General features: G+C 66.8%; 20 protein-coding genes and 1 pseudogene. 14 read left to right on the top strand and 7 right to left on the bottom strand.

Annotated features, from left to right (window positions below; translation table 11 throughout):
* Positions 1–173 precede the first annotated feature (173 nt).
* From AB0903_RS19165 to AB0903_RS19125, 9 genes and pseudogenes are all read left to right on the top strand, one after another.
* Positions 174–1,169 (top strand): UDP-glucuronic acid decarboxylase family protein, encoded by a 996-nt coding sequence (locus AB0903_RS19165; protein WP_366704245.1) that lies wholly within the window; start codon positions 174–176, stop codon positions 1,167–1,169.
* 65 nt (positions 1,170–1,234) lie between these two features.
* Positions 1,235–2,098, top strand: coding sequence for a WecB/TagA/CpsF family glycosyltransferase (locus AB0903_RS19160; RefSeq protein WP_366704243.1), 864 nt, complete (start codon positions 1,235–1,237; stop codon positions 2,096–2,098).
* Positions 2,099–2,109: 11 nt separating this feature from the next.
* Positions 2,110–2,922, top strand: a complete 813-nt coding sequence (locus tag AB0903_RS19155; RefSeq protein WP_366704241.1) for a class I SAM-dependent methyltransferase — start codon at positions 2,110–2,112, stop codon at positions 2,920–2,922.
* 57 nt (positions 2,923–2,979) lie between these two features.
* Complete coding sequence (locus tag AB0903_RS19150) at positions 2,980–4,167, top strand: glycosyltransferase family 4 protein (protein ID WP_366704239.1); 1,188 nt, start codon at positions 2,980–2,982, stop codon at positions 4,165–4,167.
* 453 nt (positions 4,168–4,620) lie between these two features.
* Positions 4,621–5,400, top strand: coding sequence for a glycosyltransferase family 4 protein (locus AB0903_RS19145; RefSeq protein ID WP_366704237.1), 780 nt, complete (start codon positions 4,621–4,623; stop codon positions 5,398–5,400).
* A gap of 96 nt (positions 5,401–5,496) precedes the next feature.
* Positions 5,497–6,195: a methyltransferase domain-containing protein gene (locus AB0903_RS19140; RefSeq protein WP_366704235.1), complete on the top strand. Its 699-nt coding sequence runs from the start codon at positions 5,497–5,499 to the stop codon at positions 6,193–6,195.
* 161 nt (positions 6,196–6,356) lie between these two features.
* Positions 6,357–7,421 carry a glycosyltransferase gene (locus AB0903_RS19135; RefSeq protein ID WP_366704233.1) on the top strand — a complete coding sequence of 355 codons (1,065 nt, stop codon included), beginning with the start codon at positions 6,357–6,359 and terminating at the stop codon, positions 7,419–7,421.
* A 158-nt stretch (positions 7,422–7,579) separates the two neighbouring features.
* On the top strand, positions 7,580–8,779 hold the full coding sequence (locus AB0903_RS19130; RefSeq protein WP_366704341.1) for a glycosyltransferase family 4 protein: 1,200 nt from the start codon (positions 7,580–7,582) through the stop codon (positions 8,777–8,779).
* Between the two features lie 69 nt (positions 8,780–8,848).
* Positions 8,849–10,055, top strand: a pseudogene (locus AB0903_RS19125) (IS3 family transposase); the annotation flags it as partial.
* A 154-nt stretch (positions 10,056–10,209) separates the two neighbouring features.
* Here the strand turns inward: AB0903_RS19125 and AB0903_RS19120 are convergent.
* Positions 10,210–11,007 (bottom strand): class I SAM-dependent methyltransferase, encoded by a 798-nt coding sequence (locus AB0903_RS19120; protein ID WP_366704350.1) that lies wholly within the window; start codon positions 11,005–11,007, stop codon positions 10,210–10,212.
* A gap of 429 nt (positions 11,008–11,436) precedes the next feature.
* Here AB0903_RS19120 and AB0903_RS19115 point away from each other — a divergent pair, with 429 nt between their 5' ends.
* Entirely contained in the window at positions 11,437–12,438 is a 1,002-nt protein-coding gene (locus AB0903_RS19115) for an ISAs1 family transposase (protein WP_366704231.1), read from the top strand.
* Complete coding sequence (locus AB0903_RS19110) at positions 12,431–12,619, top strand: hypothetical protein (RefSeq protein WP_366704229.1); 189 nt, start codon at positions 12,431–12,433, stop codon at positions 12,617–12,619. Before AB0903_RS19115 ends, AB0903_RS19110 begins: the two co-directional genes overlap by 8 nt.
* A gap of 189 nt (positions 12,620–12,808) precedes the next feature.
* Here the strand turns inward: AB0903_RS19110 and AB0903_RS19105 are convergent, their stop codons facing one another.
* From AB0903_RS19105 to AB0903_RS19080, 6 genes are all read right to left on the bottom strand, one after another.
* The gene (locus tag AB0903_RS19105; RefSeq protein WP_366704227.1) at positions 12,809–14,254 is read right to left on the bottom strand and encodes an oligosaccharide flippase family protein; all 1,446 of its coding nucleotides are present in this window, start codon (positions 14,252–14,254) and stop codon (positions 12,809–12,811) included.
* A gap of 35 nt (positions 14,255–14,289) precedes the next feature.
* Positions 14,290–15,186 (bottom strand): FkbM family methyltransferase, encoded by an 897-nt coding sequence (locus AB0903_RS19100; RefSeq protein ID WP_366704225.1) that lies wholly within the window; start codon positions 15,184–15,186, stop codon positions 14,290–14,292.
* A gap of 3 nt (positions 15,187–15,189) precedes the next feature.
* Positions 15,190–16,203 carry a GDP-mannose 4,6-dehydratase gene (gmd, locus tag AB0903_RS19095; RefSeq protein WP_366704223.1) on the bottom strand — a complete coding sequence of 338 codons (1,014 nt, stop codon included), beginning with the start codon at positions 16,201–16,203 and terminating at the stop codon, positions 15,190–15,192.
* Positions 16,146–17,459 carry an O-antigen ligase family protein gene (locus AB0903_RS19090; RefSeq protein ID WP_366704221.1) on the bottom strand — a complete coding sequence of 438 codons (1,314 nt, stop codon included), beginning with the start codon at positions 17,457–17,459 and terminating at the stop codon, positions 16,146–16,148. The genes gmd and AB0903_RS19090 overlap by 58 nt, the downstream gene beginning before the upstream one ends.
* 4 nt (positions 17,460–17,463) lie before the next feature.
* A complete protein-coding gene (locus tag AB0903_RS19085; protein WP_366704219.1) occupies positions 17,464–18,318 on the bottom strand; it encodes a glycosyltransferase in 855 nt (284 codons plus the stop codon).
* 174 nt (positions 18,319–18,492) lie between these two features.
* Positions 18,493–19,773, bottom strand: a complete 1,281-nt coding sequence (locus tag AB0903_RS19080) for a nucleotide sugar dehydrogenase (RefSeq protein ID WP_366704217.1) — start codon at positions 19,771–19,773, stop codon at positions 18,493–18,495.
* 210 nt (positions 19,774–19,983) lie between these two features.
* Here AB0903_RS19080 and AB0903_RS19075 point away from each other — a divergent pair, with 210 nt between their 5' ends.
* The 3 genes from AB0903_RS19075 (at position 19,984) to AB0903_RS19065 (ending at position 23,178) form a co-directional block, all read left to right on the top strand.
* Positions 19,984–21,075 carry a glycosyltransferase family 61 protein gene (locus AB0903_RS19075; RefSeq protein WP_366704215.1) on the top strand — a complete coding sequence of 364 codons (1,092 nt, stop codon included), beginning with the start codon at positions 19,984–19,986 and terminating at the stop codon, positions 21,073–21,075.
* 213 nt (positions 21,076–21,288) lie between these two features.
* The gene (locus AB0903_RS19070; protein WP_366704213.1) at positions 21,289–22,074 is read left to right on the top strand and encodes an FkbM family methyltransferase; all 786 of its coding nucleotides are present in this window, start codon (positions 21,289–21,291) and stop codon (positions 22,072–22,074) included.
* A 57-nt stretch (positions 22,075–22,131) separates the two neighbouring features.
* The gene (locus tag AB0903_RS19065; RefSeq protein ID WP_366704211.1) at positions 22,132–23,178 is read left to right on the top strand and encodes a GDP-L-fucose synthase; all 1,047 of its coding nucleotides are present in this window, start codon (positions 22,132–22,134) and stop codon (positions 23,176–23,178) included.
* The last annotated feature ends 906 nt before the right edge of the window (positions 23,179–24,084 follow it).

The raw sequence follows: 24,084 nt of genomic DNA, 5'->3' as shown, positions 1-24,084 counted from the left end.
TTGTAGACAGAACGAGTGAAAAGGAACCTGATTCGATGTCATATGCCTGTGTCAGGACTGCAATCGGCAGATAACTGACCAATGGATGGAAACACGACATCAACCTGAGCTTCAGCAATGACACCGCTAATTGCCGCCTGTCTCCCTGGGGCGTGGCGGCCGAGAGGACGCGCATGCGTGCGGTAGTGACGGGCGGGGCCGGCTTCATCGGGTCCCACTTGTGCGAGCGGTTGCTCCACGAGGACCACGAGGTGGTCTGCGTGGACAATTTCCTGACATCCAGCCCCCACAACGTCGAACACCTCAAGGAAGATCGACGCTTCCAGCTGAACGACCGGGACATCACCCATGGGCTCGAGGTGCCGGGCCAGGTGGACGCTGTGTTCCATCTGGCCTCCCCTGCCTCGCCCACCGACTACCTGCGGCTGCCCCTGGCGACGCTTCGCGTGGGGTCGGTCGGCACCTGGCACGCCCTGGACCTGGCCGCCGCGAAGGGCGCCCGCTTCCTGCTGACCTCGACCTCCGAGTCGTACGGGGACCCCCTGGTCCACCCCCAGCCGGAGAGCTACTGGGGCAACGTCAACCCGGTTGGCCCCCGCTCGGTGTACGACGAGGCGAAGCGCTTCGGGGAGGCGCTGACGATGGCCTACCGCAGATGCCGAGGCGTCGATGCCAAGATCGTGCGCATCTTCAACACGTTCGGCCCTCGGATGCGCGCAGACGACGGGCGGGCCATCCCCACCTTCATCAGCCAGGCATTGCGGGGAGAGCCGATCACGGTCACCGGCGACGGCAGCCAGACCAGATCGCTGTGCTACGTGGACGACGTGGTCGACGGACTGCTCCGCATGGCGATGAGTGACCACGGCGGTCCGGTCAACCTGGGCAATCCTCATGAGATGTCCATGCTTGAACTGGCCCAGTGGATCGGCAAGCTGACCAGGACCGCCTCCGACATCGCACTGATCCCACGCCCTCAGGACGACCCGGAACGACGGCGCCCGGACATCACCAAGGCCCGGGAACTGCTGGACTGGGAACCCACGACTCCGGTGGAGCGAGGGCTGTGCGACACGATCACCTACTTCCGCCGGTTGGGTTCCGGGGACTTCACCGAAGGCTGGAACCGCCCTCTCTCCTCGCCGCCGATCCCTCAAGCCCGCTCATGACGGCCCCGCCCCCCATCCAGCGGCCCTCTGCGACGCCCGCCGCACCCGTGGTCGAGTGCCTGGGCGTGCCCATCACAGCGCACACCCGGGAGAGCGCGGCCGACCATGTGCTGCACCTGTCCCGACGGGTCCGCGAGACCCGCCATGCCCAGCCCGGTCCTCCGGAAGCCCTCACCGCCAGGCAGGGCAGCGACGTCCACCTCTCGAACGCCTATACGCTCGCCCTGGCGGACCAGGACACCGAGCTTCGCGGCCTCCTTCGTTCAGCCTCTCTGAACCTCCCCGACGGACAGTCGGTCGTCTGGGCCAACCAACTGCTCCACCGTGACAGAACTCTGCCCAGCACACGCGTGTACGGTCCCGATCTGCTTCTGGACGTCTTCGCCCTGAGCCAGAACACCGACGTGCGCCACTACCTCCTCGGCTCCACACCCGAGGTGCTGGAGGGGCTGCACCGGGAACTGCGCCGCCGTTTCCCCCAGGCTCGGATCGTCGGCACGTGCTCCCCTCCGTTCGGCCCGCTGACCGCCGAGGAACTGCGCCGCCAGGCCGAAGACATCCGTGCCGCCGATGCGGACATCGTCTGGGTGGGCCTCGGCACCCCGAAGCAGGACCGCTGGGCCGCCGACCTGTGTGCCGAACTCCCCGTGGTGGCGGTGGCCGTGGGCGCGGCCTTCGATTTCGTCGCGGGCACCAAACGCCAGGCACCGCCCTGGATACAGAACAATGGGCTGGAGTGGCTCTTCCGGATCGGCAGCGAGCCACGTCGTCTGTGGCGGCGGTATCTGTTCGGCAACGCGCGTTTCGTACGCGGGGTGGTACGGCAGGCGGTGCGGACCACGCATCGGAGCGATCGGTGCGTCAGGTCGCCGATCACCTGGATTCGTCCGCGTCCCTCGCGGCACGAACATTCCACGCGGAATTCCTAAGGTGACTCCTCATGACGACGACTCAGGCCAAGCCCTCGATGAGGGAGCTGCAGGAGCGCGAGCACGGCCTCGGGCACGACTATGCCGAGGGCTCGCCCCATATTCGCCATCACAAGATCCGAGGCCGGCTCATCTCCTGCTTGCACACTCTCGTGCGGGAGGTCATCGATCAGCACGGGCGATGCCGAGTACTCGAACTGGGGGCCGGCCACGGCACCTTCACCGATCATCTTCTGGCCGCCGGTGCGCAGGTCACGGTAACGGAGATGAGCGAGCCCAGCGTTCGCTTCCTCCAAAGCCGCTTCCGCCACAATCCGGACGTCACCGTGATCCACGACCAGGACGGCACCGCCTCCTGCCGAGTCGGGGACGTGGACGCAGTGGTATGCATCTCCGTCCTGCATCACATCCCCGACTACCTGGGCACGATCGAAAGGGTGGTAGGTCAGATCGCTCCGGGCGGAACTTTCTTCAGCGCCCAGGACCCTATGTGGTATCCACGGCGTTCGAAGATGTCGATGAACCTCGACCGCAACGCGTACTTTCTCTGGCGCCTGGGGCAGGGCCATCTCCGCCGGGGTCTCGCCACCCGTCTGCGGCGAATCCGTGGCATCTACGACGACACCAATGAGGCCGACATGGTCGAGTACCACGTCGTCCGCAACGGCGTCGACGAGGAAGCAGTGCGTGACCTCCTCGCGCAGAACTTCGACGCAGTGGAGGTGCAGCGCTACTGGTCGACGCAGTCCGGGCTCCTTCAAACAATCGGAGAGCGGTTCTTTCCTCCGACCACGTTCAATCTGGTTGCTCGGCACCGCACATGACGCACGGCGTTTGACGGATCGGAAGAGAACGCGCCGAACGACTCACGGGGTGCCCTTGTGACCTACACCATCGCTCTTGTGCACAGCTTCTACGGCTCCGGGAGTCCGAGCGGCGAGAACTGCGCCGTACTGGCCCAGCTGGAGGCGCTGAGGCGCGCAGGGCATGAAACTCACCTCGTGGCCGCCCACACCGACGAACTGAGCCGCACACCGCTCTACCCTCTTCGGGCCGCGATCACGGTCGCCACGGGACATGGCGTTTCGCCGCTTCCCACGCTTCGACAGCTTCGTCCCGATGTGGTGCACGTGCACAACCTGTTTCCGAATTTCGGTCGCAGGTGGCTGGCTCATTGGGAAGGCGCGGTGGTCGGTACCCTGCACAACTACCGGGCTCTGTGCGCTTCGGCGACGTTCTACCGCCAGGGAGCCACATGCACGCGCTGCCTGGACGGGGACCGTTGGGCCGGGTTGCGGCACGGATGCTATCGCGGCTCGCGAGCCGCCACGGTTCCCCTCGCGTGGGCAAACCGTAAGCAGGCCGCAGCCAACCCGCTTCTGCACCATGCCGACAGGCTGGTGGTCCTGTCCGGAACCAGTCGGCAGATGTATCTGAGAGCCGGCATCCCACAGCAGCGGCTCGCTCTGGTGCCCAACTTCATCGCGGAGCTCCCCGCACTCTCCGCTGGTCGCGAATCCGGTTCGTCACCTGCGGAAGAGACGTGCTCGCGGTGGGTCTACGTGGGACGGATCAGTGAGGAAAAGGGCTTGCTGGAACTCCTCGGCCGATGGCCGGCGGATGAGCCCCTGGACGTCATCGGCGACGGCCCGCTGGCCGAGCAGTGCCGTCGAGTCTCTCCGCCGACGGTGCGCTTTCTGGGCGAACTGCCGCACGACGAGCTACGCCGTCGCCTGCCGTCCCAGAAAGGACTGGTCTTCCCCGGCCGCTGCCTGGAAGGGGCGGAGCCCCTGGTCTACATCGAGGCTCTGGCCGCAGGGTTGGGGGTGATCGCATTCACCGGTTCCACGGTGGGGCATCTCGTGCGTGAGCAGGGCACCGGGATGACCATCGACACGGAGGAACCCCTGCGCCCCGCACTGCTGCGAGCCTCCGAACACTTTCCCACGCTTCGCACTCACTGCCGGAAAGTGTTCGCGGCTCGATACGCGGAAAACACCTGGACTGCATGCATGGAAGAGGTCTATGCCTCCGCCATCACCCATCGCCGGTCCCGCGTACTCGAATGAATGGCGCCGAGCAGGTTGCACAACCACGAACAGTGATGGGACGAGATGCCGAAGAGTGCGAAACGCCTGCGACGGATCACCGTGGTGCAGCCCTATGTCCCCCACTACAGGACAGCCTTCTTCAGCAGTGTGCAAGAACGCCTCGAGGCTTCCGACTGCGCTCTGAAAGTCCTTCACGGGCCACCGCCGCCCATCGTTGCGGCACGCCGGGACGCCGCTCACTGTGCCGGCGCGGTAGAGGTTCCGACCTGGCGCCTGACCCTGCCGGGCGGGCCGTCCCTCTTCTGGCACGAGGTGCGGCAAAGGACGGCCACCTCTGACGTTGTCGTGCTGGAACAGGCGCTTCACAACCTCGAGACGTACTGGCTACTGGCGAGGCGACGGATGAGATCGGCGGCGGGCCCCTCCCCCCAGGTTGCTCTGTGGGGTCACGGCCGTACTTACACGAAGGGCATGAGCCGCTTCCAGGAAGCGGCCAAGGACGTCGTCACGCGCCGCGCGAACTGGTTCTTCGCCTACACGGAGGGGGGAGCAGCGCACGCGTCGTCACGCGGCTTCCCCGTCGACCGAATCACCGTCGTGCGCAACTGCGTGGACACCACGGAACTGGCGGTCACACGCAGCCGCTCGGAGATCCCTGGGACACCCGAGCACGCCGAGGCCGCCGAACTCCGCAAGCGCCATCGCCTTGTGCCCGGACGCACCGCTCTCTTCGTGGGTGGGCTCGACGCTCCGAAGCGAATCCCTTTCCTACTGGATTGCGCCCACCACCTGGCGGCTGTTCTTCCCGGCTTTCGACTGCTGGTGGCCGGAGACGGCGCCGACCGTCACCTGGTGGAGGCCGCGTCTGCCGCTGACGGCCCGGTGGTGGCCCTGGGCCATCACTCCGGGAAGCGTGTGGCGCTGCTCGGCGCGGTGTCCGACGTCATGTTGATGCCAGGACGAGTAGGCCTGTGCGCGGTCGACTCATTCGCCCTCCGAACACCCGTTGTGACCACCAACTGGCCGTGGCACGCTCCAGAGTTCGAGTACCTGGAGAACGGACACAACGCCGTGGTCACACCGGATGATCCGGTGGCATACACGGCTGCAGTCCAGGAGTTGCTCAACGACCGCTCCCGTCTGGCATCGCTCCGCGAAGCATGCCGAAGAGATGCCGCGAATTACACGATCGACGGCATGGCGGCGCGTTTCTGCAATGGCCTGCTCGAAATCATCGAACGGCAAACGTGAGCGGAGGACGCCGGGCCCAGCAACCCGGGCAGGCGACTTCGGGTGCGGACAGAGTGTCCGCACAATACCTTCGAGGGTTCATGCCACACTGTCGCCATGTCACTGCCCAAGGAGACCATTAAGTTCGCATTGGCCGCAGCGAATCGCCCGGTTGCTCGTTTTCGATTTTCCCGAGCCCTGACGTCGGCAACATCTCCCTGCAAGATCGAGATCGGCGCCCACCGAACGAAACGCCCTGGATGGATCGGCACTGATGTCAGTTGGTGTACGCGTCATTACCTTGATGCGACAGAACACTGGCCGGTGCCGACTTCGTCGGTCAGTCACATCTACGCCGACAATGTGATCGAGCACTTGCGCATGAAGCCCAACAGAAGGCTGTTCCGTGAAGCGTACCGAGCTCTCGTCCCCGGCGGACGCATTCGACTGGCAACGCCGGACGTCGAGTATCTGGTGGAACGCTACACAAAGAGAGACCATGAAATGCGGCGCCTCATCGCGTTGTCGAACATGAAAGATTATGAAGCCCATCATCCGGTTGACCTGCTCCGCGTCGCCTTTCAAGAGTGCGGCCACCATGTCGGATACCTGTGGGACTTCCAGGCACTGCGTGACGAACTGACCCTGGCCGGGTTCACCGATGTCCGCAGGTTCGAACCGAGGCAGAGCGACGATCCCGAGCTGAGGGACATGGAGATCCGTGAGGAGTTCGCCCTCGTCGTGGAAGCGGAGGCCGTCAAGTCTCCATCCCGGGAACGCTCCACGCGGAAGCCGGTCCAAAGCCTCACTCGTTGACACTCCTGAAGAACGAACAGCGACATCTGGCTGACCCGACGGTCGAGACTGGCTGATCGGGCTCAACCCAACGGAGGTCCGGAATGGAACACGGCCGACATGGGCGCAGGGACGTTCACGTTCTGCACGTTCTGAACCGACTGCGGGCCTCGGGAGCCGAGATGATGCTCCATACGGCCGCCGAGCACTGGAAGCATCACGGCATCAAGGTGGACGTGCTGGCTGTGGGGCCCGAGCCGGGCCCCTTCGCGGCCGACCTGCGAGGCGTCGGCTACACGGTGCTCCACGAGCCGGACCGACAACTGTTCCGTGTACCGCCGCGGCTCGCCCGCCGGGTGCGCGAGGGCGGCTACGACGTGGTTCACCTGCACCCCGAGCGAGCCAGCTTCTACTTCGGCCTCGCTGCCCTCAGCGCTGGAGCAGGGGTCGTCCGCACGGTGCACAGCGTCTTCGGATTCGGCGGCATGCTGCGTGTACAGCGAAAGCTGCAGCGCCAGGCCCTTCGCCGTATGGGCGTCGTTCACGTAGGCGTGAGCCATGGGGTGACCGACAATGAGAAGCGACGTTTCAGGAACCCCTCCCAGGTCATTGAGAACTGGTGCAGCAAGGAGTTCAGCCCGCCGACAAAGTATCAGCGGGACCAGGCACGGCAAGCCCTGAGACTTCACGACCACGACTTCGTGGTGGTCAGCGTCGGGAATTGCGGACCGGTCAAGCGCCATGAGGCGATCCTGGAAGCGGTCGCTCAAATCGCCGGGTTGCCGGACTTGGTGTACCTCCATGTGGGAGATGAGGACGGAACGGGCAAGGAGCGACGTCTCGCCGAAGAATTGGGCATCTCACGCCAAGTCCGATTCCTGGGGCGCAGGCATCCGCTGCAGGCATTGCACGCCGCAGATATGTTTGTCATGACCTCCGCATACGAGGGGCTCGGGCTGGCTGCGGTAGAAGCACTCATGACCGGTCTGCCGTTGGTGCTCGCGGACGTTCCCGGGCTCAGGGATGTGGCAGGAGCCAGCCCCGCTGCATGGTTGACCGACACCGGCCCCGCGCAGCTCTCCGCCGCCATCGAGAGCGCTGCACATTTCTGCAAGAGCAAGGGCGGGCCTCCTATGGGTGCCGATCGATCAATTGGGGAACGATTCGGGCTGCAGCGGGGCGTAGCCGACTACGCCGAGATCTACCACCGGCTGGTGCGCTCCGGGGGTGCCCATGGCCACCGTTGATGTGTTGATGGCATGTCACAGCCGGCGAGCGCTGCGCGATCCCGGGGCCGGGGCATGCCCTTCTCCTCGCCCCGCGCCAAGGTCCGGGCCAACAGGATATTCGCTCGCATCAGTCGCGAATCAGGTCCCGCGTGAGCAGCGCCCAACAATCAGGAAGGATGCCCGTGCGAGTAGCGATCGCTGCGCCGGTTGATCTGCCGCGGCTTGCACGTCTGCTCGACCAGCCCACGGAGCAGACCACACCCACAGGTCTGGGAGGACCGGGCACGGCAGCAATGGTCGCGGAGCTTGCGTCAAGAGGTCATGACGTGACCCTTGTGACCCTGAGTCGCGAAATCGACAGACCTGTGCACTCGCGCATCGGTACAGTCGATGTCCTGACCGGCCCCTACCGCCATCGGCACCGCGCCAGAGACGCCTTCCGGCGGGAACGCGAGGCCGTTCGCACACTACTCGACTCAGTAGATGTGGACGTGGTGCACGCCCACTGGACATATGAGTTCGCGTTGGGAGCCCTGTCGGGTCGACACCCCACACTGGTCACTGTACGTGACTGGGCGCCCGCCATTCTGAGACACCAGCGGGACGCCTATCGGATGGTGCGGCTCGCCATGCAGGGCCGTTGTCTGGCGAAAGCGAGCCACCTGACGGCGGTCTCCCCCTACATCGGTGATCGATTGCGGCGATGGTGCCGAGGCACGGCTACCGTGGTGCCAAACGGCCTCCCCACTTCTGCGTTCAGACAGGAGCCGCCAAGGATTCATCAGCCTGTTCGCCACCTGCTGTCGGTGACTTCCGGATTTTCGAAGGGCAAGAACACAAGCGCTCTCCTGCGCGCCTTTCCTGCCGTTCGTGATGAGCTGGGTGAGGTCGAACTGACGCTGATCGGCGGCGGACACGGCCCCGGAGGTCAGGCGGAACGCTGGGCACGCAGCCACGGCCTGGCCGATGGAGTGACCTTCGTCGGCGCCATGCCGGCAGAGCAAGTGCTTACCGCCATGGACACCGCGGATATCTTTGTGGCACCCACCCTTGAGGAATCCTTCGGGATGACCGTGCTCGAAGCCATGGCACGGGGACTGCCGGTAGTGGCCGGCCGTTCCTCGGGAGCGGTGCCCTGGCTCCTCGACCTCGGCCGCGCCGGCGAGTTGGTGGACGTGCGTCGACCAAAGCCGATCTCCCAGGGCATTGTGCGGCTGGCAAGGAACGCCGACCTCCGTGCCGAGCTGAGCCAACAGGCGCTTGCACGGGCTCGGCTCTTCGCCTGGCCCAACGTCGTACCAGCCTACGAAGCCGAGTACGAACAGGTTGCCCGGCGTGCTTCAGCCTTGCGTGTGCTGCCCGGCCGGCCCGTTTAGTGCTCCGGTGCCGAGCCCCGGCTCTCTGAATCGCCCCGGGTTTGATGGAGACATCGAAGACCCGGAAGGATGCCGATCACGGCTGCTCCCCAAAAGTACCCCGACGAACTGCGTGAGCGTGCGACGCGTCTGGCGGTCGAGGCCCGCAAGGACCCGGTCGGCCGGGCCGGCGCGATCAAGCGCATCGCCGACCAGCTCGACGTGTACCCCGAAGCCCTGCGGGGATGGGTCAAGCGGGCCGAGACCGACGAAGGCATCGCGCCCGGGACCACCAGCGCCGAGACCGCCCGGATCGCGGAGCTGGAACGGAGGTGAAGGAACCGCGGCGGGCGAACGCGATACTGAAGTCCGCCTCGGCCTTCTTCACCGCGGAGCTGGACCGTCCACTGCGATGAAGGTCGCCTACATCGACCAGTACAAGAACCTGTTCGTCGTCCAGCCGATCTGCGACGTCCTCGCCGGGACGGACGCGCCGATCGCGCCGAGCACCTACTACGCCGCCCGCACCCGCCCGCCCTCGGCCCGCAGCCGGCGCGACGAGGAACTCACCGAGGTCATACGCCGCATCCATACCGACAACTACGGTCTCTACGGCGCCCGCAAGGTCCATGCCGCCCTGGTGCGTGAGGGCTTCACGGTGGCCCGCTGCACGGTCGAACGCCTCATGCGCCAGGCCGGACTGCGCGGGGTGATCCGGGCGAAGAGCCCGCGAACCACACGTCCCGCCCCCGAGACCGACCGGCCCGCCGACCTGGTGCAGCGGCAGCTCACCGCCACCGCCCCGAACCAGCTGTGGGTCGCGGACATCACCTACATCCGCACCTTCTCCGGCTGGGTCTACGCCGCCTTCGTCATCGACGTCTTCTCCCGTATGGTCGTCGGCCGGCAGGTCGCCACCTCCCTCTACACCGACCTCGCCCTCGACGCGCTGGAGATGGCGATCTGGCGCCGCCGGCATACCGGCGCCGACCTCACCGCCCTCACGCACCACTCGGACCGCGGAGTCCGGTCAGTACCGAGCTCTGCGCTACACCGAACGTCTCGAACACGAGGCCGCCGTGGCCTCGGTCGGCTCCAAGGGCGACTCGTATGACTGTCCCTCGCCGAAGCGTTCAACAGCCTGTCCAAGGCCGAGCCGATCCGCAGCAAGGGGCCGTGGACCGGCATCAACGACATCGAGATCGCGGTCGCCGAGTACATCGACTGGTTCAACCAGCGCCGCCTCCACGGCGAACTCGGCCACGTCACCCCCGCCGAACACGAGGCCGCCCACTACCTCGCGGCCGAACCCCCTGCATCACTCCAGAAAACCAGCCAACTCAGTCTCCACGAAACCCGGGGCTTGACAGCTTGGCCTTCTTCCGGCCGCCGGGATGTGTCCTGCACGGCCGAGACCGGGACGCCGCCCTTTGGCCTTCCTCGGACAGCTGTCAGGGTTTGCGAAAGTGAATCACTGGGCTGCGGTAGTCCAGTTCCATGTCCGGGTCCAGAACCTCGTAGCCCAACTTCTCCAGCAGCTCGCAGGTGCGCGTGCCGCCTGCGTTGTACCACCGGCCAGGACGGGCCACGTCGTCCTCCGAGAGGTTCAGGGGGCGCCAGGGGGCTCGGTTGCGGGCGCGTGTCTGCAGCGGCAGCAGGTAGACGTCGACCAGGCGCTGCTTCAACTGCCCGCTGTTCTTCGCCAGCAGAGTTCGCGTCACGTCGAATTGGGGCAGGTTCTCCACGAAGCTGTTGTACTTGGCGTAGTCCGCCACCATGATGAAGCCATGCGCCCCCGACCGGAACTTCGGAAAGAGGCTGTCCATATAAGCGGAGATGCCGTCGAAACTGACGTGGCACAGCGCGTCGAAACTGAACAGATAATCGACGCTGTCGTCGGCCAGCATGCCGCAACTGAAGTCCTCGACCTTGAAGTACCGGACGTTCTCGCGCCTGCCGACGTATTGCCAGAAGCCGTTGTGCTCGGCCGAGAGGGCATCCAGGCAGGTGACCTCGCCGGCACCGACCATGGCACGCGTCCAGGCTCCCCGCCCAGGGCCGATCTCCACGGCACTGGTCTTGCTGTTGATGTACGGCTTGATGCAGGCCAGGTAAATGGCGTGTTGCATCGACGTGTAGCCCCACAGTCCGTAAAGGGAGTCCAGTGGTGCGAGCGGGTCAGCCCCGAAGAACCCCCCCTTCCAAATATTCCGGAACGATTCAAGCTCGGTAGCCAGGTTCGCCGCCACTTGCTCTCCCTGTCGGCCGCTCGGTCGGACCTTTGTCATATCACGGCAGCGTCGTCGAGCGGATGAGAATCACTGGGGGTGTTGCACAGGGAATAGGGTGAGGCACGGGAAACCCTTGGGCATCCCCCGCTCGTTCTCGAGCGATGTCGCGGTGAAATCACACCCGATTTCGCATGGTGTCGCTTCCATGGACGGGAATTCCGATTGCCATACGAGCTATCGACTCTTTCAGCGCTGCCGGTCCAGAGTCAGGGGCATTGCGTGAAGGCGGTCGGTCCGGATCGCCGGTCTCGGGTGTGACGTGACGTCATGTCCCAGCTTGGTGCGAGAAGAGCCCGGGAAGCAGAGCAGGCACGGCGCTGGTGATCATGTGGTTGTCGAGACCCATGAGAACCGAGCGAGACCGTGCCTGTCCGAACATCATCGCCCATGCCCGCAGGGCTGGGACAACTGACCCTTGCGAACGCCCGGACCGCCCGCGAGGACGCTGCTGACCCGCGGCGCTTCCTGGACCTGGTGCCCGATCCCCGCGGGCGGAAGCGGCGGCGGTATCCGGCGCACGCGCTGCTCTGTGCGGCCGCGGCGGTCCTGACGGGCGCCCACTCGCTCATCGCGATCAGTGAATGGATCACAGATGCGCCGCAGCACGCCCTGGGAACCCTCGGCTTTCCGGCCGACCCGCTCACCGGCCTGCGGGCGGTGCCGCACGCCGCTACCGTCCGCCGCCTGCTCCAACACGTCGACGGCGACGCGCCGGACGCGGCCATCGGCGCATACCTACAGGCCAGAACCCCACCACCGGCGCCACCCGAACCACCCCCGAAACGACCGGCCCTGCGGGCCGTCGCCGTCGACGGCAAGACCCTGCGAGGCTCGCGCACCCGGACCGCGACCGCGATCCGGCTGCCGGCCGCGACGGACCTCCACGGCGTGGTCCTGGCTCAGCGGCAGATCGCCGACAAGAGCAACGAAATACCCGCCTTCCAGCCTCTGTTGGACACGATTGATCTGGAGAGCACTGTGCTGACCGGTGACGCCCTGCACACCCGGCACGGCCACGGCGCGTACCTCCTTGAGCGCGGAGCCCACTACCTGGCCGCCATCAAGAAGAACCACCCCGGCCTGTATGCGCAGGTCACCAAGCTGCCCTGGGCCGAGATCCCGCTGGACCACCACACCCGCGACCGGGCCCACCACCGCGATGAGATCCGCCGCCTCAAGGTCGCCGCGTTCCGCCACATCGACTGCCCCGGCGCCCGCCAGGCGATCCAAGTCGTTCGATGGCGCCGCGACCTCGCCACCGGGAAGCTGACGATCGAGCGCGTCTACCTGATCACCAGCCTCGACGTCTTCGACGCCACTCCAACCGAACTCGCCGCCTGGATCAGGGGGTCACTGGGGCATCGAGAACCTCCCGCACCACGTGCGTGACCGGACCTTGCGCGAGGACGACTCCAGGGTCCGCACCAAGACCCTGCCCCGCACCATGGCCAGCCTGCGCAACCTCGCCATCAGCCTCTTCCGTCAGAACGGCGAGACCGGCATCGCCGCCGCCCTCCGACGCACCAGCCGCGACTACCTCCGACCGCTGTCGGCGCTCGGCCTCAAGTGATCAACCCGAACAGATCCCGATCAGGCAAGGACCCTGGGTCCAGGGTGAGGACGGCTGCTGCGACTGACGTCATCCACTTCGGGCTGCACCGGACCGGTAGCGTGGGCGAGGTCCGCAGCACCCGGCCGGGCGGTCGCTCTCAGCCAGGGTGTCCCGGAGGAAGGACCGCACCCTTCTTGCAGGACTCCCTCACGGCCGGGGCATCGGAACGGTCTCGGGCTGCTTCTCTCGGCGACCTGGGCGGCGCAGCAGTCCGATCTCGGCGGCTGCCTGATAGGCCGGCAACCGACCGCGCAACAGCAGACACCCAAGCAGCACCGGAGACATGGCGAGCACCGCTCCGGGCAAACCGCCCAGGGCACGGTCGCCCCAGTGGCCGGCCACAGCCAGCATGGTCCCGGCCGCAAAGTGCGTGAGATGGGCGCGGCCCACGCCGCCGGCGTCGAGCGTGTCGGTTCTGTGCCAGCGGACCAGCTGAACGACGTGGCCAACGGCCAGCCCGGCCACCCCGGTCACGATGAACGGCAGTGGCTCACGCCAGCCGACGGCGCCGATGAGCCCCACTCCGGTGACGACGAGCACAACCAGCTGCGCGCGGATGAGGTCGCGCCGGGCTCCACGGGCAAGATCCAGCGAACACCCGGCCGCATATACGACCTGCAGTGCGGCCCACGCGGCGAATGCCGGCACCAGCGCTACGGCGCCTCCCCAACCGGGCCCGAGCAGCAGGGCGAGCGCAGCGGGTCCGGCGCCGGCCAGAGCGCCAAAGGCGACGAACCCCGCAGAGGCGGCGTACAGCAGATGCTGCGCGGGCCGGGTCAGTGGCAGTCCCTGGCTGCGGCGGTCGGCGAGCAACGGTACAGCTGCCTGATTGAGGCCCCTGAGCAGGACGTTCACCGGTACGTCGGACAGCATCTGGGCACGGGACCAGAGCCCGGCCGTGCCGGGACCGAGCAGTCGGCCCGCCACCCACAGCGGAGCACTGGCCGCCAGGGTGCGCAGCAGCGCGAAGCCGGTGAGGAACCCGGACAGCCCCAGCAGCGAACCGGACGGAGCGCCCGAGTCCCGCGCCAGAACGAGCTTCGCCGCCGATCCGCACACGGAGAGCCCGAAGGTGGTGAAAGCCGCGACCGGAAGGGCCAGGCCAAGGGCCGCCGCGGAACCGGTGCGGGTGAGTACGACGGCTGCGACCACGCAGCCTGCCACCTGCCCGGTGAGCTCGGCGACCGCTGCGTAGCCGGGCAGGCCGGCCCGGCGCAATGCAGCCAACAGCACGCAACCTGTCGGCGCCACCAAATACTGGCACCCCAACAGCCGGATGAAGAGCGCCAGTTCGGGCATCCCCCACAGCACCGCGCACCACGGGGCGGCGAACTCGACAACCACCCAGCAGGCCACACCGGTCAGCATGGAGAGCCGGAGTGCGGAGCGGAGGAGAGCGCGGCTGAGTCGCTCGGCACGCAGGACGCAGGTCGCCAGACCGGCTGTGGCGATCAGCCCGGGCAGCTGCGTCACCGTGAGGGCGATCGCATAGGCGCCGAAGGCGCTGTGCGGTGCCACGCGCGCGGTCCATGCGGTGTAGCCGAGCTGGAGAACGACGGATACGGCAGCGCCGCCATAGCTCCAGCTCAACACGGACCGGACGCGACCTGCGGTGGTTGGAGCATCGGTCATGAGGAGGTGAAAGGGGCAGTGGTCAGAAGGAAGTTCTGGTGGCGCTGAGGAGGGACGAAGCCGGGCGGTACGGCGACCGGCCCGTGCGGAGCGAGGTGATGGACATGCTGGTAGCCGAACTCGGCGGCCGTGGAGCGCAGCCGTTCCAGGGCGGGCCGGTCGAGGCACTCGGCGATCACGACCGGACGGTGGTCGGCCAGAATCCGGGACATGCCGCGCAGCACCTCCGGCTCGAGACCTTCCACATCGATCTTCACCAGGTCGATGGGACGGTCACCGACCGCGAGGTCCGCCGTGGTCACTTCCACGTCGACGGTGCTGCACCCGGGGGCGTCGGCTCCGGCGCGCAGGGTGGCCGTGGTGATGCGTTCGGGCACGGTCAGACGTGCCCGGCCCGGCTCCTGCGAGAGTGCCTTGCCGACGACGTGCACCCTGGGCCCGAAACGGTTGACATCGAGGTTGCGACGCAGCATCCGGGTCGCGACCAGGTTCGGCTCGACCGCGACGGCGTGCAGCCGCGGGTTTGCCTGACAGGCCAACAGGGTGTAGAGGCCGGCGTAGGCCCCGGCGTCCAGGAACCCGCGCGCGGTGCGGGCGAGCCGGTAGAAGAGCGGGTGGGTGGCCTCCTCCCACAGCCGCAGATCCGTCCAGACCACCGGCCCGGCGAGTACGTCGTCCGGGCCGCAGTGGTAGTGGAACGTGCTGCCGTCGGGTGCGTGCACCTGCCAGACACCGGTGGGGTGCAAATGCCGCCAGACGGTGAGCGGCACATGGCCGCGTACCGTTCCGGCCCGTACCGCCCGCTGAAAGGTACGCGAGCGCATCAGCAGGTCACGGGCACCGCGCAGCACGGGCTTGACATGGCTCAGCTGCTGGACGGCGGCGGTGGTCATCGCTCAGGCTCCCGTCAGCGAACGCTCGCGAGCCGGAGCGGGAACGGCGGCCAGCTCGGCGTCGACCATGATCTGGGCCAGATCCGGAGCATGCACGGTGGCCTTCCAGCCCAGTTCACGTTCGGCCTTCGAGGCGTCACCGACCAGATCGGGGACTTCTGAAGGGCGCAGGTAGCGCTCGTCGAAGCGGATGTGCTTCTCCCAGTCGAGGCCCGCGTGGTCGAAGCAGAAGCTCAGGAAGTCGCGCACGCTGTAGCTGGTGCCGGTGGCGACCACGTAGTCGCCGGGCTCGTCCTGCTGGAGCATGCGCCACATCGCGTCGACGTACTCGGGCGCGTAGCCCCAGTCCCGGCGGGCCTCCAGGTTGCCGAGATGGAGGGCGTCCTGCTCGCCGCGGGCGATGCGGGCCGCGGCGCGGGCGATCTTGCGGGTCACGAAGGTCTCGCCGCGGCGCGGGGACTCATGATTGAAGAGGATTCCGTTGACGGCGTGGATGCCGTACGCCTCACGGTAGTTGCGGGTGATCCAGTAGGCGTACACCTTGGCGGCCGCGTACGGCGAGCGCGGGTGGAAGATCGACGACTCCGACTGAGGGGGCTCAGTCGTCCCGAACATCTCGGAACTGGATGCCTGGTAGAAGCGGCACGGCAGCCCGGTCATCCGGATGGCTTCGAGGAGACGGGTGGTGCCCAGGCCCGTGGTGGTCCCGGTGAACTCGGGTTCGTCGAAGGAGACCCGGACGTGCGACTGGGCGGCCAGGTGGTAGACCTCGTCGGGCTGGATGCCCTCCAGCAGGGCAGCGATGCGGGAGCCGTCGGCCAGATCTCCGTAGTGCAGCCGGAGGCGGGCGTCGGGCTCGTGCGGGTCCTGGTAGAGGTGGTCGATCCGCTGGGTGGTGAAGGTGGAGGAGCGGCGGATGAGGCCGTGCACCAGGTAGCCCTTGGAGAGCAGGAGTTCGGCTAGATACGAGCCGTCCTGGCCGGTGATGCCGGTGATGAGTGCGGTTTTGTCGGACATGGCGACTCCTTGAGGGTGGGGGGACGACAAGCGCCGCGCTGCTGTGCGCACGCCGCCAACAGACCAAGGATCACGGCCTGTTCGGGGGTAAGGGAGTAGGTGGTCATGTAGACCAACTGGCTGCAGATGAGCAGCCGGAGCATCAGCTTGTGCTCACTGTCCGCTCCTGCTGCGCGCCATGCCGTGGCATACACCAGGAGGAGTACCGCAACGCCGAGGAGGCCGAGACGCAGCAAGACCTCCAGGTAGTAGTTGTGGGGCGAAACAGCGACAAATGTTCCGTTGATCATGCGGTCGTACCCGGATCCGAAGGGCAGTCCCAGTAGCCAGTCCGGCACCTCTTTGAGCCGGGGCAGCAGAGCGTGCCAGCCCTCCATCCGCCACACCAGCGTCCGATCGTCTTCACTGGAGGCGGTGAGTTTTGAGGTGACCCTGTCGGCGGCTCCCCACGAAACGGCCAGCACGGAGAGCATGCCGAGCGAGCCCAGAACGACCAGTGCCGCAGCACGGGATCCCGTCTGCCGGTGGCGGGACACCAGCCACCCCGTGATCATGATGCCCACGGCCAGCCAGATGGTGCGGTGCTGGGCCAGAACGACGACTGCCAGGAGCAGCCAGGCCAGCGCCCTCCCCCGCGCGGAGCCACGACCACACAGCAGCATCATGGCTGCCTGGCCGATGACCAGTGTTTGAGCAGCACTTACCGGGCGGGCGTTGGTGAGCACTCCGTCGACCATGATCTGGTCGGAGTTGGAGCCGATACCGACGTTCAGCCACCCCAGCAGTGCGAGGCAGGACAGAGCACAGGCTGCCAGCACCCAGATGAGGGTGACTGCGCGCACCAGGTTGCGACCGCCAGAGAGGACGGCGACGAAGAGTGCGGCGCAGATGAGCTGAATGAAGTTGGTTCGGGCTTCATTGCCCGCCGCCTGGACGCCGAAGATCCCGAACCCGCGGATCAGTGCGTAGCCCGTCAGTACCAGCAGGGCGAGAAGCAGGGCCGTGGCGCCGCGCACTCGTCCCCTGAGCATGATGAGGGCAGCGACCAGCAGACACACGGTCAGCACATCTGTGGGCAACACATTCAGGCCCGCGCCCGGAAGTGACTGACGCACGTTCTGCTGTGTCTGCCAGAGCTGGACGGCGACATACAGGCCGATTCCCCAGACCGGCCAGCGGACGAAGCTCGCGGTGAGCGCCGCGCAGCTGATGAGCGCGGCGCCGCCGAGCAGCAGTGTCGTCGGATCGAGTGGCAAGGGATCAATCCCCCGCGGGAGAGCGACGGAAGGAGGCTCGCGCCGCGGTCTTCACATAGGGCGAGAACATCAGCAGCGGGGCCCGCGGCCAACCGTGCCGCAGGCAGAAGACCCACCATTGGCGGGGCGGCAGTTCACGCTGAGAGGTGATCCGGCGCAGCGCCTCGCGCACGCCGATGCCCGGTTCTCGGGACCCGGTGTGCGGTGGGTTCCGGTCGCAGATGCCGACGTGACACGGCGTCACATAGGCGGGAATGCCTGCTTGGCGGACGCGGAATCCGTGATCGTAGTCGCCGATGCCGTGCTGGAAGACCTCGTCGATGTCGCCGACCCGTTCACACACCACCCTGGGCAACAGCACCACGTTGCCGTTGTACGTGTCGCAGCGCTCGGGTCGACCGGTGGGCTCGACCAGCGCGAGCGCACGGCCGCGGCGTCCCGAGTACGTGGTGCGGTCATCGACCGAGGCACGCACGGCGCCGACCACGACCTTGCCGGGGCCCACAGCGTGTGCGGTGTCGAGCAGCACGGTGAGCGCGTCCCCTTCCAGCGTCACATCGTCGTTGAGCCAGAGCTGGTAGTCCCAGGCCGGTTCGCCGCATCGACGGCTGTTGCGGCTCGCGATCCGCATACCGTGGCTCCAGTAGATGTCGGGGCCGACCGTGGTGACCTCCACCTCGGGGTGGGCAGCGCGAACCGCCTCGGGTGTGCCGTCGGTGCTGCCGGCGTCCACCAGGTAGGTGCGTACCGTGGTGTCCTCCGGCAGCCCGCGCTGTCCGGCGAGCGCGGCGAGCGCGGCGAGTGTCTTGTCGTGGCGGTTGTGACTGGTCATCAGCACCGCGATGCGCACTGGTGGCACGTGAGACTCCTCAACTGGAAGTCCTCATCATTACGGGGTGAATCACTCGTGAGTCCTCAACCAGGCCGCGCGCTGATTCGAACGAGTTCGACCACGCGACGGCGCAGAGGAGGATGGCCGGCGGCCCCGACCCCTGTTTACCGATCGCGACGCACTGGGCACAGGAAGGCGGGGTCACAGGACCTCGACCTGCTCCGCCCGACAGCGGTTACGGGTGTCGAAAATGTACGCCCCGGCCTGCTCGACGAGCGCATAGTCGAAATCATCGTGATCGGTTGCCACGACGACCACGTCGGCCGCCCGGACTTCGGCTTCGGTCAACTCCACGCAGACGATGTCCGGGGGAAGGAGATAGGAGTCGGTGTGTGGTTCCACCGCGACGACCCGGGCGCCGAGGTTTTGCAATGACCGGGCGAGCATGACGGAAGGTGATTCGCGGATGTCGCCGGTGTTCTTCTTGTAGGCCAGGCCCAGTTGCAGGACCCGAGAGCCATTGACGGACTTCCCGCGTTCGTTCAGGCCCCGGCTGATTCGCCAGACGACGTGGTCCGGCATGCCATCATTGATCTCGTTCGCCAGCGCGATGAACCGGACACTCTGCCGCAGCAGCCGCTTGACCTGCCAGGAGAGATACGACGGGTCCACCGGCAAGCAGTGCCCGCCCACACCGGGGCCCGGCCTGAACGCCATGAAGCCGAACGGCTTGGTGTCGGCTGCCTCGATGGCCTCCCAGATGTCCGCACCCAGACCCCTCGACAACGTCGCCATCTCGTTGACCAGGGCGATGTTGACGTGACGGAAGGTGTTCTCCAGCAGCTTGGTCAGCTCGGCGGTACGGCAGGAGGACACGGGCACAGTGCGTTCGACGATGCGCGCGTAGAAGCGCTCGATCTCCTGCAGTGACGCCGGGTCGAGGCCGGAGATCACCTTGGGAGTGTTCTCCAGCTGCCACTGTGGGTTACCCGGGTCGATACGCTCGGGACTGTAGCCAAGGTGGAAACCCGTACCGGCCTTCAGTCCGCTGCCGTTCTCCAGCAATGGCCGCAGCAGACTCTCCGTGGTGCCGGGGTACGTGGTCGACTCCAGAACAACAGTGGCGCCGGGGGTGATGTGGGAGGCGATGCTCCGGGCGGCACATTCCACGAAACTCAGATCCGGCACGCCCTCGCGCAGCGGTGTCGGCACGGTGATGGTGCAGATGTCGAAGTCGGAGATTTCGCCGTAGTCGGTGGTCACCTTGTAGCGGCCACTGTCCAGCGCGGCGATCAAACGCCTATTGCCAACTCCCTCGATGTACGAATCGCCGGACGCCAGACGCTTGACCCGCAGCTCGTCCGTGTCCACGCCGACGACGGAGAATCCCGCTTCCACCGCGCGCATGGCCAGCGGGAGACCCACGTATCCCTGACCGACGACGATCAGCTTGCGCTGCTCCCGGATTGGGGGAGGACCCACACTTACCACCCCGGATTCACAGAATGGAGTATCACGATCCCAACGTCGCATGCCCGGCCGCTCCGACTACCCTTCTCCGCATGTGTCTGCCGGGGGATCACTCTGATTCCGTAACCGGCGCCGTACGGCATCGGCGCAATGGGTGAATACGCGCCCGATCGTGGGCGCGTAACCGAACGGCACCAGCTGCCCGGTCTTATGTTCCGGGGTATGACGCCGAAGCTGCGCGAACTGACAGCCCGCGGCAGAGTTCTGATGGCGAGGACCGCCAGCCAGGCGCTGCTCGGACCGGTCTCAGGAGGGATGCCGCGGGTCTATGTGCGCTCGATCGCGGAACGTATGCACGAGCCCAGGATTGCCAGGCATGTGAGCGAGTCGTTGACCAGGACCGAGGCCGTGGTCGAGCGCTACGACTTCCCCGTCGGCTTCCCACCGCGGTTCCGCCGGTCCAAGGCGTTCGACGAGCGCCATGCATACCGGCTTCACGACGTGCTGCTCAGCCCGCACAGCGGCCTCATCTGGCTGCCCGGCGGCCCCGTCCTGGAAGAGAGCTACGGATCCCTCATCCGGTCGCTCGGCTGGGGCGACGTCCGTCACGAACCGTTGCTCCCGGTCAGGCGACTCGCTGGTCGTCCCGTCGTCGCCTTCGCGCCGACGGGCTACTACCACTGGCTGCTCGAGGTACTCCCCGCCGCGGTCTTCGCTCTCAGTGTCGAGCCCGAGGCGCTGCTCTTGATGCCGAGGAGGGTGCCGGCCCATGTGCTGGCGGCTGCGGAGCACCTGGTCGGACCCTCCAGAATCGTCCGCCTGGACGACATCGCACACGTCGACTCGTGCGTCCTCGCCGCCGTCGAGCCCATGTCCGGCTTCGTTCAACGTGCTGAGATCGACCGACTGCGCGCAGCCTTTCCTGCGGACCCCGCCGACGTCGACGCCGTCTACGTGAGCCGCTTGAAGGATTCCAAGCGAGCATTGTCAAACGAGGCGGAGGTCGAGCGCGTGATGCGGCAGGCGGGCGTCACAGTGGTGTACGCCCAGGACCTCTCCTTCAAGGAGCAGCGAGCGCTGTTCGCCGGCGCCCGTACGGTCATTGCTCCGCACGGAGCCGGTCTGGCCAACCTGGTGTGGGCTCAGCGGGCCGAGCGTGTGATCGAGATTTTCCCGGACTCATGGTTCAACGACTGCTATGCCCGCTTGAGCCGCAACCTCGGCATCGACTACGACTATGTCCTCGCTTCGCCCGTCGCACCACTGGATCGGCTCGACGCGCTGGTGAACGAGGGTGCGGGCGCCGGGTACTGAGCTGTACCGCAACAGTCAGGTGCAGAAGTGCGGCGCCGGAGTGAAATCGGCCGCCCCCGCGCAACAACACACTCCACAGGCGAACCTTGCGCAATATGCCCTGATTATGCTGCGCCCGTGTCCTCCAAAGAGATCTTGACCAGCACACGCGACCTCTTCCTCCGCCTTCCGGGCTGCCAACGGGCTGTTCGCGCCGGGGCTATGCGCGGCGTAGTGCCCCGCGCGGTGTGGAGACGCCTGCATCCGACGGGAGAGTGGAGCCTACGTGCCCCCGACGGACGCACCTTCCGCTACGTCAGCAGCGACGCTGACATCCTGGCCCGGGGCCTGATCTGGACCAACATGCGGCACTGGGAGGAGACCACCCACCCGGTCGTGTACCAACTCGCCCGCAGCGCCCGTCGGTTCGTCGACATCGGCGCCTTCTCCGGCATCTACACCCTGCTCGCCTGCAGGGCCAACCCGAACCTTGAGGCCCTGGCCATTGAACCCAACCCGGCCGCAACCCTCATGCTGAACCGCAACATCCGGGCCAACCGGTTCGAGAGCCGCGTCACCGTCATCGACAAGGCACTCTCGGATACACCTGGGCGCACCCGGCTGAGGATCCCCGCCAACGCGACGAAAGCCTCCCTGCTGGACAGGTGGCCGGCGCAAAGCGTCGCCGACGTGAAGGTCACCACGGGGGACGAGGTGCTCGACGGACGTGCGGTCGACCTCATCAAGATCGACGTGGAGGGGCTCGAACCGCAGGTGCTGCGCGGCTTGGAGAAGAGCATTCGCGTCCACCACCCCGCCATCATCGCGGAGTGCCTCGACGAGGCAGCCCTGAGCAAGGTCCGGGAGACCGCGTTCGACCTGGGCTACCGTCACATTCAGCATCTCGGCAGCAGGGGACCTGCTCCCGTGCCGGCGGGCTTCGTTCCACCGGCGCGCTATGTGAACTTCCTCTTCACCCGGGACGCAGTGGCCGCAGGGCGGTCCGGAAGCACTTGCTGACTTCGTGCGTTCCGGGCCCGATCCCGTCCCGTGGCCCTCGTTGAAGGAGCGACTTCCATGTCAACCTGCATGAACGTCGGCAGCGATGCCACTCACCCCATCGCTTCGGCGCCGGCCGCCTGTGGAGTGGCAACAGACAGAAGCGTCCACCACCCGCTCGACCGCTCGGCACGCGTGTTCGTAGCCGGGAAGGGAGGTCTCGTCGGCTCGGCCGTGTGGCGGTGCCTGACGCGGGAGGGGTTCACCGACCTGGTCGGGCCCGGGTCGGCGGAGCTGGATCTGCGCGAGCGCGGGGCAGTCCTCGACTGGTTCGCGGCCATGCGGCCCGACGTGGTCGTGCTCGCGGCCGCGCGGGTGGGGGGGATCAAGGCCAACGCCACCCGGCCCGCCGAGTTCCTCTCCGACAATCTCCGTATCCAGGTGAACGTGCTGGACGCCGCCCTGAAGCACGGCGTGGAGCGGCTGCTGTTCCTGGGGTCCAGCTGCATCTACCCGAAGTTCGCCGAGCAGCCCATCCGCGAGGAGGCGGTGTTGACAGGCCCTCTGGAGCCGACCAACGACGCCTACGCCATCGCCAAGCTCGCCGGTATCCTGCAGGTGCAGGCGGTACGACGCCAGTACGGTCTGCCCTGGATCTCCGCCATGCCGACCAATCTGTACGGGCCCGGTGACAACTTCCACCCGGAGCACTCGCATGTGCTGCCGTCCCTGATCCGGCGCTTCCACGAGGCGAAGGAGTCGGGTGCGCGACAGGTGGTGAACTGGGGCAGCGGCACTCCTTGTCGGGAGTTCCTCCATGTGGACGATCTGGCCCGGGCGTGCCTGCACCTGCTTGAGCTCTACGACGCGGACAGTCCGGTCAACGTCGGCACCGGCACGGACCTGAGCATCCGGGAACTGGCGGAACTCGTGGCGGATGTTGTCGGGTACCGGGGGAGCATCGAGTGGGATCCGACCAAGCCGAACGGTACGCCGCGCAAGCTCCTCGACGTGTCCCGGCTCACCGCCCTCGGCTGGACTCCTCGTGTCGCTCTGCGGGAAGGAATTGCCCGGACATATACGTGGTACGTGGAAAGCCGCGAGTCGGGCACGCTGCGGCACTGACCGGTTCCCGCACCGGCTCGGGGCCAGAGGCGATTGGCCCGCGCGGTGTGTGCATCCGCGGAAGATCTACGGCACACACTGCGGCTCTGCCCCCGCGATGTGCTGCCGTGCCGGCAACTGGCGGCGGCCAGAGGGGGAGGCTCTGAGCAGGCACCCCTTGGCGGCGTCCTGCTGCGAAGCACAGATCCCGTGGAGACTGCCGCTGTCTGCAAGCCGCCTTGACAGCACTGAACAACGCGGTGGAGGCCGCCCGGTATACAGGGCCCGCTCCCGTGATGCCTTGCACACCCACTTGGCCATGTCCTTGCGCTGCCGGGCGATCTTCCGGTGCACCTCGGTCGCATGCCGTTCCGCCTGCGGTGGGGCTTGGACGCGGCCTGCCCGCGGCCCGGTTGGCGGCGGGCGATCTTACGCTGGTGGGCGTCCATCTGCACGGCGGCCTTCCTGCCGCGCCGGGGGTGGGGCAGACCGTCGTGGTCGCCGGTGGACGCCCCGGTCGACACCGATGGCCCGGCTGGTCGCGTGCAGTGGCTGCGGGCCCGCGTGGGCACGACGAAGGACACGTACCAGTGGCCGGGGCGGTCGCGGCAGACGCGTACCGGGGACGGCTCGGCGGGCAGGTTCCGCGACCACACCACGCTGAGCACGACCCCAGCCGCCGGATGCAGGCACCCGTCTTTGAGGCGTAAGCCGCCCCACGTGTAGTTGAGCGTGGGGTTTGCCAGATGCTTTTCGCGAAAGCAGCCGCCAAGGGTCGAACAATTGTCAAGAGTTGTGGGTCAGGTGGTGCGTGAGGGTGGGGGTGTCTCACTGAGTTGTGTGCATCGTGAAGTTGCAGGTCACGGGGCTGGTGTGCATGGGCTTCGGGGTGCTCGTGCTGGTCGGGGGCGTATGACTCCCGGCAAG

This window comes from Streptomyces sp. NPDC048389 (genome assembly GCF_040706335.1).
Taxonomy (GTDB): Bacteria; Actinomycetota; Actinomycetes; order Streptomycetales; family Streptomycetaceae; genus Streptomyces.
The sequence above is the reverse complement of the archived record's forward strand: the minus strand, read 5'-3'. Positions and strand labels throughout refer to the sequence as shown.

What these genes read in the sequence shown, in the direction of transcription:
- AB0903_RS19165 (WP_366704245.1), top strand. Translation starts at nt 174, where the DNA reads ATGCGTGCGGTAGTGACGGGCGGGGCCGGCTTCATCGGGTCCCACTTG.
- AB0903_RS19155 (WP_366704241.1), top strand. Translation starts at nt 2,110, where the DNA reads ATGACGACGACTCAGGCCAAGCCCTCGATGAGGGAGCTGCAGGAGCGC.
- AB0903_RS19145 (WP_366704237.1), top strand. Translation starts at nt 4,621, where the DNA reads ATGAGCCGCTTCCAGGAAGCGGCCAAGGACGTCGTCACGCGCCGCGCG.
- AB0903_RS19140 (WP_366704235.1), top strand. Translation starts at nt 5,497, where the DNA reads ATGTCACTGCCCAAGGAGACCATTAAGTTCGCATTGGCCGCAGCGAAT.
- AB0903_RS19135 (WP_366704233.1), top strand. Translation starts at nt 6,357, where the DNA reads ATGATGCTCCATACGGCCGCCGAGCACTGGAAGCATCACGGCATCAAG.
- AB0903_RS19130 (WP_366704341.1), top strand. Translation starts at nt 7,580, where the DNA reads ATGCCCGTGCGAGTAGCGATCGCTGCGCCGGTTGATCTGCCGCGGCTT.
- AB0903_RS19115 (WP_366704231.1), top strand. Translation starts at nt 11,437, where the DNA reads ATGCCCGCAGGGCTGGGACAACTGACCCTTGCGAACGCCCGGACCGCC.
- AB0903_RS19100 (WP_366704225.1), bottom strand. Translation starts at nt 15,186, where the DNA reads ATGACCACCGCCGCCGTCCAGCAGCTGAGCCATGTCAAGCCCGTGCTG.
- gmd (WP_366704223.1), bottom strand. Translation starts at nt 16,203, where the DNA reads ATGTCCGACAAAACCGCACTCATCACCGGCATCACCGGCCAGGACGGC.
- AB0903_RS19075 (WP_366704215.1), top strand. Translation starts at nt 19,984, where the DNA reads ATGACGCCGAAGCTGCGCGAACTGACAGCCCGCGGCAGAGTTCTGATG.
- AB0903_RS19065 (WP_366704211.1), top strand. Translation starts at nt 22,132, where the DNA reads ATGTCAACCTGCATGAACGTCGGCAGCGATGCCACTCACCCCATCGCT.